Source organism: Bradyrhizobium icense (assembly GCF_001693385.1).
GTDB lineage: Bacteria > Pseudomonadota > Alphaproteobacteria > Rhizobiales > Xanthobacteraceae > Bradyrhizobium > Bradyrhizobium icense.
Genome location: NZ_CP016428.1, coordinates 6,516,470 through 6,530,489 on the forward strand (window position 1 = coordinate 6,516,470; position 14,020 = coordinate 6,530,489).

Genomic DNA, 14,020 nt, shown 5'->3' on the forward strand with positions numbered 1-14,020 from the left:
GGCGACTCTCATGGCCGACTGGACCAGCTCTCAACCAGAACAGAAAGGAGCAGGACTCAGAGCCTGCGATGTCCGATTTGTTCGCCGTAATACCCTATTCTACGATGAGAGCGTAATAGACCTGCCCGAGTAGCCTCCGCGGTATATGTTGGGATGAAAGCCACGGGGATAAGCCACATGGTCGATGTAATGCGCGACGCCGCTTAGTTGATTCTGGAACGAACATCAGAAGCTCTCCATTTCCAAACGCGCCTAAAAAATTCGGCGAGAATAGAGCCGCTTACATAACGAAATCAGCAGCTTGGATGCTGGCTGGGGCGGGAGGGATCGAACCTCCGAATGGCGGAATCAAAATCCGCTGCCTTACCGCTTGGCTACGCCCCAAAAAGGCCGGGCCGGGACACGGGGTCGACCGATCCATGTCCGGCACCGCCGGTCTATAGAGGGAGCCCCGCCATTTCAACAGGCAGCGGGGCGAATTTCATCCCAAAATCAGCTCCTTCGACGTGACCTTTATATAGGGTCACCATATAGGGTCACCCCTTCGGGCCCCTGGGCCGGTTTTCGCACCCCGGGCGGGGACCGATCCGCCCACCGGAGAGTTGAGAGAACCCCGGTTTCGTGGGAAGACGGCGGCAGCTCACTAGCCAAAAAAGCGAGATTTTCGTCATGACTTACCGCGCGCCGATCTCCGACATCCTGCTCGCGCTCAACCACGGCGCCGGGCTGCAGGCGGCCGTGAGGGCCGGCCATTACGGCGATTTCGACGTCGACATTGCCGCGGCCGTGCTGGAGGAAGCCGGCAAATTCGCCGGCGATGTGCTGGCGCCGCTGAACCGGGTGGGCGACGAACACGGCATCAAGCTTGCGGACAACAAGGTGACGACCGCGCCGGGCTGGCCCGATGCCTATCAGCGTTGGGCCGCCGCGGGGTGGAACGCGGTGTCGGGGCCGGAAGCGTTTGGCGGCCAGGGCCTGCCGCTGGCGATCAACGCCGCCTGCACCGAAATCTGGAGCGCGTCGAATATCGCCTTCGGCCTGTGCCCGCTGCTGACGCTCTCGGCGATCGAGGCGCTCGACGCCCATGGCAGCGAGGAGCTGAAAAAGACCTATCTGCAAAAACTCGTCTCCGGCGAATGGACCGGCACCATGCAGCTCACCGAGCCGCAGGCCGGCTCCGACGTCGGCGCGCTGCGCACCCGCGCCGAACGCGCCGGAGATGGCACCTATCGCATCAAGGGCAGCAAAATCTTCATCACCTATGGCGACCACGACATGACCGACAACATCGTTCATTTCGTGCTGGCGCGCCTGCCCGATGCGCCCGCGGGCACCAAGGGGATTTCGCTGTTTCTGATTCCGAAATTCCTCGTCAATGCCGACGGCTCGCTGGGGCCGCGCAACGACATCTATCCGTCCGGCATCGAGCACAAGCTCGGCATGCACGCCTCCCCCACCTGCACCATGACGATGGGCGATCAGGGCGGCGCGATAGGTTATCTCATCGGCGAGGAAAACAAGGGCATGCAATGCATGTTCACGATGATGAACCAGGCCCGCCTTGGCGTCGGCCTCGAAGGCGTCGGCATTGCCGACCGCGCCTATCAGCAGGCACTGGCCTTTGCGCAGGAGCGCAAACAAGGCCGCGCCGTCGGCAAGAAGGGCGACGGGCTCGATCCGATCATCGTGCATCCCGACGTCAAGCGCATGCTGTTGCAGATGCGCGGCATGACGGCCGCGGCGCGTTCGATCTGTTATGCGACGGCGGTGGCGCTCGATATCTCCGCCCGCGCCAAGGACCCGAAGGTGCGCGCCGATGCCGCTGCGCGCGGCGCGCTGTTGACGCCGATCGCAAAAGCATTCTCCACCGATATCGGCAACGAGGTGGCATATCTCGGCGTGCAGATCCATGGCGGCATGGGCTTCATCGAGGAAACCGGCGCCGCGCAGCATTACCGTGACGCGCGCATCACCTCGATCTACGAGGGCACCAACGGCATCCAGTCGATCGACCTCGTGACGCGCAAGCTCGCCGCGAACGGCGGCGCCTCGGTATGGACGCTGCTCGACGAACTCGGCGGCATCGTCAAGCAGGTCGAAGCTTCGAACGATCCGGCCTTCGGCACGACAGGCGCGAAACTGCGCGACGCACTCGGCTCGCTCGAGCGCGCCAGCAAGTGGCTCCTGGAGCGCGTGGCGTCTGCGCCGAACGACGCGCTCGCCGGCGCCACGCCCTATTTGCGCCTGTTCGGTTCCACACTCGGCGGCTGCATGCTGGCCGGCGAAGCGCTGGCCGCGAAGAGCCATGGCGAGGCTGGCGATCCGCAGCGCTACGTGACGGTCGCCCGATTCTTTGCGGAGAATATTACCGTGCAGGCGGGATCGCTGGAGAAGACGGTGACCGATAGTGCCGATGCCGTGAACGGCGCGGATGCGGTATTGCTGGGGTAAGCCTTTGTAGGGCGGGTAGGCGTAACCCGCCTTCGCAAGTCCGGCTCGACGAACCAAGCGGCGGATTACTGCTTACGCTAATCCGTCCCCTACCGGTCTTGCTTCTCTGCCGGGTACCGGACACGAATCCCAAAAATACACAACAAGTTCCATTGTGCCGCCCGTTGTTTTGAGGCAACACCCCTAAAAAAACAGATTATCCCGTAGTCTCCGGCCGTTGCGGATTCATTTCGCAATCCGAAGAATGAACCCTGTCGCGTGCTTGTGTAAATCAGGCTCATGCGGAGCCTTGGGAGGCCGAATCATGGACCCCTGGCGATTGGCGACGACGGCGCAGCGCCGCATCAACGTTCTCTTGGGCCTGGCTCTCGCGAGCTGGATTCTCGTTTGCCTCGCCGGCTTCGATTCGGCTTCCACCGAACGCGTCAGCGCTTCTGTCGTCAGCGCTTCCATCAAGAATGCCGATGCTTCCATCGAGAACGCCGACGCGCCTTCAATCGTGGAACGTCAAGAACCATCTCTCATCGCAACCGCCGAGCCTACGCGCACGCCGCCCGTGATCGCCCTGGCAAGCGCCGCGATCGATGCCATCGACGTGCCGATCCCTACCGCATCCGTGATCGAGAAAGCGCCTGATGCGGCGAAAACTCCTGATACGACGAAAGCTCCTGACACGACCGCAGGCTTGGAAGAGCCGAAACCTGTTGTCGTGGCCGCGCTGACCGATCCGGCGGAGATACTGCCGCCGGAAGTTTCTTCCGCCGAGATTGCAACGACGATCACGCCTGATTCCGCACCCGACAACGCCGCGCAGACCGTGCGCACCATCGAGATCAACGAGGAATGTCTGGTCGCGGAGCCCTGCATCGATCGCTACTTGTGGGCTCTCTACGAGCGCGCACCCAAGATCGACGCCATCAAGGTGCATGAGCGGAGGAAAGTGACCGTCAAGAGGAAGGGCAAGACGGTGACTGTCACCAAGACCTTCACCAGGCGTGTCGATGAGGATTTTACGTGGAAGGACCCGAAGGCCGCGGAAAGAGCCGGCATGACCATGATGGACTACGTGATCGGCGGCATGGACAAGAGCTTCAAGCTCAAGCTCTTTCATATGCTCCACGCGGCGGAGCAGGCCGGGCTGTCGCCCGGCATCACCAGCGCATTTCGCGATGATTACCGCCAATCGATCGCCAGCGGCCTGAAGGCGGCAAGCGATCGGTCCTACCATGGCGGGAGTTTGCGTGGTGGCTATGGCCGCGGACTCGCGGCTGACGTCGTGAGCGTCAAGGGCGCAAGCCGGGCGCAGCGATGGGTCTCCACGGAAAAGTTCTGGAAATGGATCGATGAGCACGGCAAGGAATTTGGAATCGGCCGGCCCTACCTCGACAGAGATCCGCCGCATGTCGGGCCGATCGACGGCAAGGAATATGCTTCCCGCCGCGGCGGAACGAAGACGCCTGACGTGCAAGCGAGTGCAAAGAAGCGCGTCCGTGTGACCGCGCGGCACGATCACAAGCGGCACGATCACAAGGTAGCAAAACAGGCGAAAACCACAAAACAGGCGAAAACCGCAAAATTGTCGAAAGGCAGGACCATGTAACCGGTCCGGGCAGGCCTTCCTGCTGAAGCGGGAGCATGTCGCCCGCAAGCGCAGCGACATGCGGGACCGAATGAAGTTGAAGTGTATTCATTAGCGTCGCGAACTGGCTGCAGCGACCGTCAAAGCGATCGCCGCGGGATCGCAGCAGAGCACCATCAGCAATATCAGCCAGCGAACCGCATCTTCGGGTGCGGCGCCAACCATCATCGCCAGATACTGGATCGGTCCTGTGGATGCTTCGATGCGCGAGCGTTCGCCAGCCAGCGCCGCGCGTTGCGCCTGCAGCCCAACCAGCGTTGCGGTGGCCGCCTGCCGCTGCGTATCCAACCCGTCCCGCGTCGCGCGCTCTTGGGTTGCGATGTTGATGGCGCGCGTCACCCGGCCGCGCCGTGTCGATTCATCCACGGCGCGGTCGATCTGCGCGATGCGGCCGGCCAGATCGGCAACGACAGCCGACTGAGCCGAGACGCGGGCGTCGAGCGATTCGATGCGTTCGGTAACGCCGGAGCGCGCCGAGGCCGCAACGCTGACATGCGCCTCGACCAGCTTGCCGAACACACCCGCCGCGTTGATCAGCGCGAGGCCGGCAACGAGCGCGACCATGACCGAGCGCATTTTCCAGTTGGTCCGGCGCCAATGCGCCGCCAGCCATCCGGCGATCACGAGCTTGCCGGCTTCCATCGTGGCGGCGAGCACCATGACGGCAACCGGATCGCCGGGAAATATTTCGGCCATGCCCGCGACTGAAAAATAGGCCGCAACCGTCGCCAGCGCGAGCGCTGCAAGAAGGGCAAAGGCGCGGCTGGTGGCTGTCGACGTGGCGGGAGCGGCCTCCGCCACGATGGGCGCTACGGAAACCGTCAGCGGTTCGAGCGACGCGTTGGGCTCCTCCGGCTCGCCACCGATCTCGGTTGCCTTGACGTCGGCTGTCTTGTCTTCCGCTGTCTTGTCTTCGGCCATCTTGGCCTTGCCGGCCTTGGCCTTGGTACTCTTGCTAGCCTTGGCGCGACCGGAAGCGGAAGAGGAGCGGCCGCGTTTCGCTGCTGGCAGGGGCGCCTCGCCAGACGGTTCGCCGCTTATCTCTTCCGCAGGTGTCGCCACTAATCTGGGCGTGCGATTTGAGGCATTAGCCAGGCTCTCAAGCTGATGCCTGATGCGCGCAGCATCACCCTCCCCCGTCAGCTCGGCCGCGGAGATCGCTCGCGTGGTTGCACGGCCTGTCATGTGGCACCCCGCCTCGTAACGGCGAAAGCCAGCTTCTCCTCAGTAAAGAACTGGAGTGTGTCGTAACCTTCCGTGTCGACGGCATACCTAAAGCTTCCATCGACGGTCGGAAACACGGCGACAACCGTCCCTGACTCGTGATCGTTGGCAACGTTCTCGACTTGCTCGCCAATCGCAAACTTCGACATCGAAAACTCCTTTTGGATTCGTCGATGCGATTATATCTCCACGAGCAGGCCGTAGCTGCTCAACGATTCGCCTTCCGGAATTTAGGACGCCGGTTGTTGCACGAATGTCTCATCCTGCTCGTCGTGCGAAACCGCTTCACACGTTGCGCGCCAGGCGAACATGGCGCGATGTCAGGATTGAGTCCGAAATGTTGTCGAGAAGAAAATCAGTCGGACAATCTGCATCTTCTATGCGGCTGGGCGTCATTACGTTCCGAACAGCGCCATGCATAACTGTTGCTGCATAATGACAGTCAGGCTAATCCGCCGCCGAGACCGTAGTTCTACGCTTTGCGAATCGCCCACGCCCGAACTCTACTTTCACCGCAATTGTTTCCCTTGAGCGTTCGACTAGATCGTCCCGCGCCGAAAACGGCGCGGCTTTGCAGTGCGTAGTTTTACGGGCCGATTTCCTTAAAGGCCGAGCGCGCACCCTGCTGGCACGAACCCTGCATGGCGTGAGCGAACCGGGTATTCAACAACGAAGGTCACCCATGCTCGTCACTCTTATCGCCGTTCTCTGCAACAGCCAGCTCTGTCTCGAAAAGGTCGTTACCACCAGCGAGCAGTCCGGCATCACGATGGGCGCCTGCGCGGTCAACGCGCAAATCGGAATTGCCGATTGGCTTGCCAAGGGGCCGTATCACGCCTGGCGATTGCAGGGCTACAAATGCGTCCTCGGCAAATACACGCCGAAAAGCGAGGCGTGAGGCGCAGGCTATCTCACCCTGGCGCGGCTCTTTGTCGGGCGTAACGAATTCGTTTGCGTCAACGTTCGTAGACATGGCCTCACCTTCTCGCGGCGCACGGCGCCCGAGGTTTGCATGAACCTTTCCCTCAAAACAGAGGGAGCAGGGAATGCCGGGTGCTTGCTGCACCCGCGGTCTCGTGTGCAAGAGATGGAGTGAGATGCGCACACGAGCATACAGGTACAGCCGGAGCACTCCGGCATTCCCTGCGCAATGGTCTTACGGCTTATGCCGCGCTCTCCCTGGAGACGAATTCCTCTTGCCTCCATCACTGCCGGCTTGATGACGGATCGATCCGGTTGGATCGATTTCGCCACCGGCAGCTTGGCACCAGCCACGGGTGTCAGGACCACACGGTTTTGCCGTACGCTTCAGCGCCGTACGTCCTGCGCGCTGTTGCTCGCTCACGGATAACCGCCCTGCGAACACGCATCGCGCCGACGCTGCTGCGTCCACCGCATCCCACCCCGCGTCCGTGACGATCGCGATCCGCCCCTCGTGAGGGATGAGACGGCGGAATTTTTAGTGCTGATTTGGGGTGATCGAAAAGGAAATTGTTTTTCGGAAGGGACTGGACGGGGCAAATCACGTTGAAATGGCCGGGAAATTAGCGTTTTCGAGCAAGGCTCATAGCTGGGTCAAAGTTGATTCGACCGAAGGCGAAACGATGAGTTGGGGCACCATCACCGCATGCGGGATTAAGGGTCAACACAACCAATCGGATCGGTTGTTGTTGAAAGGTTGCGTATCGCAGGGTTGCAGCTACATTGTGCCCGTACCCGCTCAGCCACGTATTTCAAAGTTCATTTAGCGCAATGAAGTCTAACTCGCCCGCTTGGATACTCATCTTCGGCGCTGGCATGGTGTTTGGCACGATGCTAGCGGTCACGAATATCTTTGAATGGAAACTGGTGCCGGAGGGAGGTCAGGTCAAAATGGCCTATCACGAACTCATCTCCATCCTTCTCACCGGCATCGGGGTGATACTCGCCGCACTCGCACTTTTTATTGGCGCTCTCGCAGTGTGGGGTTACTCCCAATTTCAATCTATGACCCGCACGGCTTCGGGCGAACATCTTGAGAAACTCCTCAAGGATGGCCCTTTCCGAAAGGAAGTTGAACACATAATTGTCAAGCATGTTTCCGCGCAAATAAAGGACGGCCCACTGCGAGATATCCTGGTTGAACGCGTTGATATATTGATTCACAGCAATGCCGAGGAGCGCGCCGACCGAGATACGGGAGACGATACAGATGACTCTGACATCAAGTGACGCATCTCCGCAGGTTGCACGACGATGATAAGTGAACTGGGCCGCCTGGAACGGGCCGAACGGGAAAGAATATCGGAATTTTTGAGCGAGGCGCCTGTCAGCTTGTCTGCCCTTGCGAACTCGCTCGGGCTCCGAGTGATTTCGGCAAAACTACCTAATGGAATTTCTGGTGAGATTCGGCCTGACCATGAAGCACCGGCCGGCTACATCATTCGCGTCAACAAGAATGACCCGGCGCGCCGTCAGCGGTTCACGGTTGCCCACGAAATAGGACACTACCTTTTACATCGCGATGAGATCGGCGACGGAATCACAGACGACATTTTGTACCGGTCCTCGCTCTCAGACAGCAGAGAGGCACAAGCGAATAGAATGGCTGCTGATCTACTGATGCCCAAGCCGATCGTTGACACCTGGATTGAACGCGCACGAGCGCTTCAAGTTGAAGACCTTGTGGGATTTCTCGCGGACAAATTCAACGTTTCGACAGCTGCAATGAAGATTAGGTTGGGAATCGAGTAGAGCATCTAGTCGTGGGGAACGAAACTTGGTCGATTTCAGTCAATTTTCTTATGTACCGATTTTGGCAGTCCGTCCATCAGAGATGACCGCGATGGAAGAACTCGTTCCTGCCGACAAAGACTCTATATTGCCTTACATCACACTGCGACCATGGCTCGCTGCCCGTCACATAGAGCCTGTCATCGCGAAGGTTGAAGCGGCAGTAGGACATCGACCCGTCATCATTGACCTAACTAACGAACGATTTGACCAAGGAGAGCGACGCCGGGCTGTCCATGACGTACTTGATGAGTTGCGAGACCCAACCAACGGCTATAGAAATTTCTACGACTTCATTGGAGAACATGAAAACTTCGTCCCAAGCTTGCAGTTGAACGCTCCAGCGGAGATTGACGCACAGGTCCCCATTGTCGCCGCTCTCGGCAGAGGCGTTGCGGTCAGACTAACCGAGCCGATGTTTAGATTTTCTACATCGATAGCGCAGCGGCTGGTTCACATTGAGGATCACTCAACGATACATTTCATTGTGGACTTCGAACGCCAAACCGCAGAGCTTCTAGCTCGGGCAGCCGGAGCAATTGGCATCGTGGAAGGTATTCGGAGAATACTGCCCGATTCATTCGTTTCGGTGTCCGCCTCAACGTTTCCGGCAAACTTCGTCAATATAACGCAACAAGCAATTTTCGAACGCCAGTTCTACGATGAAGTGGTGAGGCATATTAGACATCGAAACGTTATCTATTCTGACCGCGCGTCGGTAAGAGTGGAGAGGCAATCAGGTGGAAGTGGAGCGCCGGCCCCCCGCATTGACAATGCTTTGCCGACGGATTGGCATTTCTTCAGAGTTGGGGACGATGATGTAGACCGCGATGCTGCATACCAAATGGCCGCATTACGCGCCGTCCGCTCTCCGGGTTGGGCGAATCTCGGCGTATGGGGCACAAGCGAGATCATTAAGACCGCGAACGGCGACGGCGCAATAATCTCGGCCCAGCGCTCGACCGCCGTCAGAATAAACATTCACCTTCACCAACAAGCGAACTTTGGGAAACCGCCTGCCTTGCCGGATTCAGAAACCGATTGGAGCGACTAAGCTAGTAGGCTTGGAAGTGGCAGCAGACTGTCTGAAGCTTCTTGCGCCCATTTTTGCCAGAAGATTTGCTCGTCTTGCTGCATCAAAGCGCGACGCGTTCTCAAATCTGAAAATCGACTCAACGCTAACATCCTATCTGGATCAATCTTTTTATCAGCTACTTCATTCCAGAAGGCACGGCTTGAGTGCACAAAGGTCCGCTTGAACGCTTCGATTGCTGCCTCATAAACATCTTCAGTCCGCAACTCACTAGCCGAGATATTTAATCGACCTCGATAGACGCCATCGTTATTGCTAACCGGCGCGAGACGGCGGAGTTGAGCAAGGCTACAAAGATTTGCCAGAGCCTGTGCCGATTGACTGCGATTCACGCCAGCGGCTTGTGCCTGAGTAAGATTTCCCAGGGAATCGACTGTCCACAGCTCAACCGGAGCAGGAAGCATTTCAGTCACTTTTTGGCTGTGTCTTTGGTCGATGACCACGATCACGCGATCAAAGCATTGGAGGTATGCCTGCAACTGCCAAGAAAGCCGCCGGAGGGAATCGAATTTGCTCTTAAACTCAACGCCGATGAATTCGCCGTTCCAAATTGCTAAGTCAATCCTACGACCAACTCGGCCAAGCGCATACTCTGAAGCGATGATTGAATTTTGATCAACCGTACGCAGGCCGCGAAGGTGCTCTAAGAACAAGCACTTCAAGGACACTTCATTCAGTGGTGCAATATAGTCAGGATTAGACATCGGCGACTCAGTATGCTGCGTGGCAATACAGTGTCAATCCTCAAGCCTTTGTAAATGCGGCAACATTTCGCGGGGCGCCGCGTCCTCTTTCGCGTCACTTGTAACTAAGCGCAACATACAGTTTCGTAGCAGTCGATGCATCTGAAACGCCTCGCTGCCTTCCATAGGGCGACCATTGCTCGAGCTAGAGCGTTAGCCTATCAGGTTGCAAGTAGCCGGCGGCGGTGAAGTAGTTTGTGGATTCTGCTGGCGTGTAGGTGTCGACGGTGCGCCCGATAGCATCCCAAAGGCCGCCGACGGTGCGTTCGGCGGCCTTTCGCAAGCTTGCTTTGAGCTTGGCGAAGGCGTTTTCGATCGGGTTGAAGTCGGGGCTGTAGGGCGGAAGGTAGAGAAGCGTCGCGCCAGCTGCCTCGATCATCTCACGTATGCGGGGCCCTTTGTGGCTGGAGAGGTTGTCCATGATGACAATAGCGTCGTCCGGGAGCTCGGGGACGAGCACCTTTTCGATGTAGGTTTCAAAGGCATCGCGATTGATGGGACCATCGAGCACCCAGGGCGCGATGATGCCGCGCGTGGTGAGGGCGGCGACGCAGGTTGTTGTTTTCCAGTGGCCGTGAGGAACGCTGGCCCGCAGGCGTTCTCCGCGCAGACATCGACCATGTGTTCGCGCCATGTTGGTCGATGCCCAGGTCTCGTCGATGAAGACGAGCCGATCCCGGTCGAGCTTGCCCTGGCTCTCGCGCCAGGCCTGGCGTCGCGTCAAGACATCCGGGCGATCTTGCTCTGTGGCATGGGCGGTCTTTTTTTACGCGTGATCTTGTGCCGCTCGAAGAAGCGTCGGATCGTGCCATAACCAAAGGACAAGCCTTGTTTGCTCAAGCTATCACGCAATTCCTCGATGGTGATGTCGGGTGAGGCCTTGAGCAGAGCCACGATCGTCGCATGATGGGCATCAATCCGGTGGGACTTGCGATCGCCGCCCTGAGCTCTCGGCTGGGCATCGCCTTGCTCCCGCTCGCGCGTTCGCCAGCGGCTTACGCTCGCCGCGCTGACGCCAAATCGCTCAGCAGCCTGCCGGCCTGAAACGCCGCCTCCAATACAGGCCAGCACACGTTCGCGCAGATCCATCGACAGCGGTTTCGCCATGCCCGCCGGCCTCCAGTCCGGCGACCAGCTTGAATCACTAAAACGCTGATTTGTGAATCCCCGACGATTCAGTCAGATGGGCCAACGCTCTAGCCAACCTCGGACGGGATTGTGGGTCATGCTTCGGCACACATGGCGCAAGCTGGGCAGGCTCGGGTCCCCGGTCGCGGCCCCACTCCTCACCCGATCGGCTTCAGCCCGGCCTCGATCGCCGCCCTTCGCGGCTCCAGGAATGGCGGCAGCGCCAGCTTTTCGCCGAGTGTTTCCATCGGCTCATCCGTCGCAAAGCCCGGGCCGTCGGTGGCTATCTCGAACAGGATGCCGTTGGGCTCGCGGAAATAGAGGCTGCGGAAATAGAAGCGGTCGATCTCGCCGCTGTTGGGGACGCGGAGCTCGTTCAGCCGCTGCGCCCAGGCGTGGTACTGCGTCTCGTCAGGAGTACGGAACGCGACATGGTGCACGCCCCCGGCGCCTTGCCGCGCCACCTGAACATTCTTGTCCTCGAGCACATGCAACTCCGCGGCGGGGCCGCCCTCGCCCATCGCGAACACATGAACCTGCGCGCCGTGGGCGGCGTACTCGCGCACGCGGCGCATGTTCATCACTTCGGTCAGCACGAAGGCGGTGCGCGACAGCTCCTGCACGGTCAGCACGATCGGACCGAGGCCGCGGATCTGGTGCTCTGATGGCACCGGGCTGCGCTCCCATGGCGAGGCCGCGCCCTTCCCGCCATCGTCGACCATCACCAGCCGCTGCCCCTCGCCGTCCTCGAACGGCAGCGTCAGCCGGCCGTCGACTTCGATGATGTCGCCAGTGACGCCGCCGGCCTTCTTGAGGCGATCCCGCCAAAAGCCGAGGCTTTTCTCGCCCGCAACGCGCAGGCCGGTGCGCGAGATCGAATTGGTTCCGCGCCGTTCGGGGGCCGCGGGGAAATCGAAGAAGGTGAGATCGGTGCCGGGATTGGCTTTACCGTCGGCATAGAACAGGTGATAGGCGCTGACGTCGTCCTGGTTGACGGTCTTCTTGACCAGCCGCATGCCGAGCAGGCCGGTGTAAAAGGCCAAATTCTCCCGCGGCTTCGCGGAGATCGCGGTCAGGTGATGAATTCCGCCTAGCTGCATTGCGTTGTCCTTTTAGTCACATGGTGGGCGGGACCGTTTGGCCTCTTGCCGGATGATGTAGGATGTGGCCACCGTCATTGCGAGCGGAGCGAAGCAATCCATTGTTTCTTTATGCGGTGCCATGGATTGCTTCGCTCCGCTCGCAATGACGTGGAAAAGTCAAGCTACCTGCTAAATATCCCTGCCATGAGAATTCTCTTCCGTCCCATCCTTGCCTTGACGATCATGCTGGCGCTGGCCGCGCCATCCCGCGCGCAAACGCCAGCGCCGGTAGATTTGCGCATTCTCGCAATCAACGATTTTCACGGTTACCTTCGCCCGCCGCCGGGCGGGATCACGATCGCCGATCCCGAAGACAGGATGAAGAAGATCACCGTCGAGGCCGGCGGCGCCGAGCACATGGCGACCCTGGTGCGCCAGCTTCGCGACGGCCACACGAACTCGATCTTCGTCGCGGCCGGCGACCTGATCGGCGCCAGCCCGTTTCTATCGGCGATGTTTCATGACGAGCCGACGATCGAAGCGCTGTCGATGATGGGACTGGCGCTTTCCTCCGTAGGCAATCACGAGTTCGACGAGGGCAAGGACGAACTCCTGCGCATGCAGAATGGCGGCTGCCACCCGGTCGACAAATGCCGGGGACCGCACCCATTTACGGGCGCAAAATTTCGCTATCTCGCCGCCAGCACGTTCGAGAAGCGCAGTGGCAAGACGGTGTTTCCCGCCTATGACATCAGGGAGTTCGACGGCATCCCGGTCGCTTTTATCGGCCTGACCCTGAAGGGCACGCCGGGCCTCGTCTCGCCGCTCGGCGTCGCCGACCTCGAATTCCGCGACGAGGCGGACACCGTGAACACGCTGATCCCGGAACTGAAGGCGCGCGGCGTCGAGGCCATCGTCGTGCTGATCCACGAAGGCGGCCTGCCGACAGGCGACTACAATGAATGCCCTGGTATTTCCGGACCGATCGTCGACATCGTCAAAAAATTCGATCACGCGGTGGATGTCGTGGTCACCGGCCACACCCACCGGGCCTATGTCTGCGAGATCGACGGGCGGCTCGTCACCTCCGGCGACAAATACGGCACGCTCGTCACCGCGATCGATCTCAAGCTTGATCCCGTCACACGCGACGTCATCAGCGCCAAGGCCGGCAACAATATCGTCCGCACCGCAACGCTTGCGAAGGACGCCCAACAGACCGCGCTGATCGAATCGTACGACAGGCTGGCCGCGCCGATCGCCAACCGTCCGGCGGGTTCGGTGACGGCAACGCTGTCGCGCGTGCCCAACGCCGCCGGCGAAAGCTCGCTCGGCGACATTATCGCAGACGCGCAACTCGCCGCGACCAGCAGCGAGGCGAAAGGCGGCGCGGTCATCGCGTTCACTAATCCCGGCGGCGTGCGCGCCGACATAACGCGCAAGGAAGATGGCGCGGTGACCTATGGCGACGTGTTCGCCAGCCAGCCGTTCCGCAATCAACTGGTCACGCTGACGCTCACGGGCAAGCAGATCAAGGACATGCTGGAGCAGCAATGGCTCGATCCGAAGCGCCCGCGGATCCTGCAGGTATCAAAGGGATTTGCCTATGCGTGGGACGCCAGCCGGCCTGACGGCGAACGCGTGCTGCCTGAGCGGATGTCGCTGAACGGGCGACCGATCGATCCGGCCGCGAGCTATCGCGTCACCGTCAACAATTTCCTTTTCGTCGGCGGCGACGGATTTACCGTGCTTACGCAAGGAACCGCGCCGCAGGTCGGCATCTATGATGTCGACGCGCTGCACGCTTATTTTGCGGCGAACAGCCCGGTCAGCCCGACCGCCGCCGATCGCATTGTCAGGATCAACTGAGCCGAAAGCCGTAGGCCTT

At 60.0% G+C, this 14,020-nt stretch carries 12 protein-coding genes and 1 tRNA gene; 7 read left to right on the plus strand and 6 right to left on the minus strand.

Annotated features, from left to right (window positions below):
* Nucleotides 1-309: 309 nt before the first annotated feature.
* Nucleotides 310-384: transfer RNA gene (locus LMTR13_RS30275), tRNA-Gln, on the minus strand.
* 285 nt (nucleotides 385-669) lie between these two features.
* Here LMTR13_RS30275 and LMTR13_RS30280 point away from each other — a divergent pair.
* A complete protein-coding gene (locus LMTR13_RS30280) occupies nucleotides 670-2,451 on the plus strand; it encodes an acyl-CoA dehydrogenase (protein ID WP_065730963.1) in 1,782 nt (593 codons plus the stop codon).
* Between the two features lie 304 nt (nucleotides 2,452-2,755).
* Complete coding sequence (locus LMTR13_RS41365) at nucleotides 2,756-4,051, plus strand: D-alanyl-D-alanine carboxypeptidase family protein (protein ID WP_156795854.1); 1,296 nt, start codon at nucleotides 2,756-2,758, stop codon at nucleotides 4,049-4,051.
* A 90-nt stretch (nucleotides 4,052-4,141) separates the two neighbouring features.
* Here LMTR13_RS41365 and LMTR13_RS30290 read toward each other — a convergent pair whose 3' ends face one another.
* A complete protein-coding gene (locus LMTR13_RS30290) occupies nucleotides 4,142-5,275 on the minus strand; it encodes a hypothetical protein (RefSeq protein WP_156795855.1) in 1,134 nt (377 codons plus the stop codon).
* Nucleotides 5,272-5,463, minus strand: a complete 192-nt coding sequence (locus LMTR13_RS30295) for a hypothetical protein (RefSeq protein WP_065730966.1) — start codon at nucleotides 5,461-5,463, stop codon at nucleotides 5,272-5,274. Before LMTR13_RS30295 ends, LMTR13_RS30290 begins: the two co-directional genes overlap by 4 nt.
* A 533-nt stretch (nucleotides 5,464-5,996) precedes the next feature.
* On the opposite strand from LMTR13_RS30295, the gene LMTR13_RS30300 reads away from it, so the two are divergent.
* From LMTR13_RS30300 to LMTR13_RS30315, 4 genes are all read left to right on the plus strand, one after another.
* Nucleotides 5,997-6,212 (plus strand): hypothetical protein, encoded by a 216-nt coding sequence (locus LMTR13_RS30300; RefSeq protein ID WP_065730967.1) that lies wholly within the window; start codon nucleotides 5,997-5,999, stop codon nucleotides 6,210-6,212.
* An 899-nt stretch (nucleotides 6,213-7,111) separates the two neighbouring features.
* Nucleotides 7,112-7,525, plus strand: coding sequence for a hypothetical protein (locus LMTR13_RS30305; RefSeq protein ID WP_156795856.1), 414 nt, complete (start codon nucleotides 7,112-7,114; stop codon nucleotides 7,523-7,525).
* A gap of 24 nt (nucleotides 7,526-7,549) precedes the next feature.
* Entirely contained in the window at nucleotides 7,550-8,047 is a 498-nt protein-coding gene (locus LMTR13_RS30310; protein WP_065730969.1) for an ImmA/IrrE family metallo-endopeptidase, read from the plus strand.
* Between the two features lie 25 nt (nucleotides 8,048-8,072).
* A complete protein-coding gene (locus tag LMTR13_RS30315; RefSeq protein ID WP_156795857.1) occupies nucleotides 8,073-9,140 on the plus strand; it encodes a beta family protein in 1,068 nt (355 codons plus the stop codon).
* Here LMTR13_RS30315 and LMTR13_RS30320 read toward each other — a convergent pair.
* The 3 genes from LMTR13_RS30320 to LMTR13_RS30335 all read right to left on the minus strand — a co-directional run bounded on the left by LMTR13_RS30320 (nucleotide 9,137) and on the right by LMTR13_RS30335 (nucleotide 12,150).
* Nucleotides 9,137-9,883, minus strand: a complete 747-nt coding sequence (locus LMTR13_RS30320; RefSeq protein WP_065730971.1) for a sce7726 family protein — start codon at nucleotides 9,881-9,883, stop codon at nucleotides 9,137-9,139. The genes LMTR13_RS30315 and LMTR13_RS30320 overlap by 4 nt on opposite strands.
* Before the next feature lie 184 nt (nucleotides 9,884-10,067).
* Nucleotides 10,068-11,029, minus strand: a protein-coding gene (locus LMTR13_RS40000; protein WP_156795382.1) for an IS630 family transposase whose coding sequence is annotated in 2 segments (ribosomal slippage) — nucleotides 10,068-10,690 and nucleotides 10,690-11,029 — 963 coding nt in all. Because the reading frame shifts where the segments join, the coding sequence is not laid out codon by codon here.
* Between the two features lie 179 nt (nucleotides 11,030-11,208).
* On the minus strand, nucleotides 11,209-12,150 hold the full coding sequence (locus LMTR13_RS30335) for a ring-cleaving dioxygenase (RefSeq protein ID WP_065730972.1): 942 nt from the start codon (nucleotides 12,148-12,150) through the stop codon (nucleotides 11,209-11,211).
* A 186-nt stretch (nucleotides 12,151-12,336) separates the two neighbouring features.
* Here LMTR13_RS30335 and LMTR13_RS30340 point away from each other — a divergent pair, with 186 nt between their 5' ends.
* The gene (locus LMTR13_RS30340) at nucleotides 12,337-14,001 is read left to right on the plus strand and encodes a bifunctional metallophosphatase/5'-nucleotidase (protein WP_065733094.1); all 1,665 of its coding nucleotides are present in this window, start codon (nucleotides 12,337-12,339) and stop codon (nucleotides 13,999-14,001) included.
* Nucleotides 14,002-14,020: the final 19 nt, after the last annotated feature.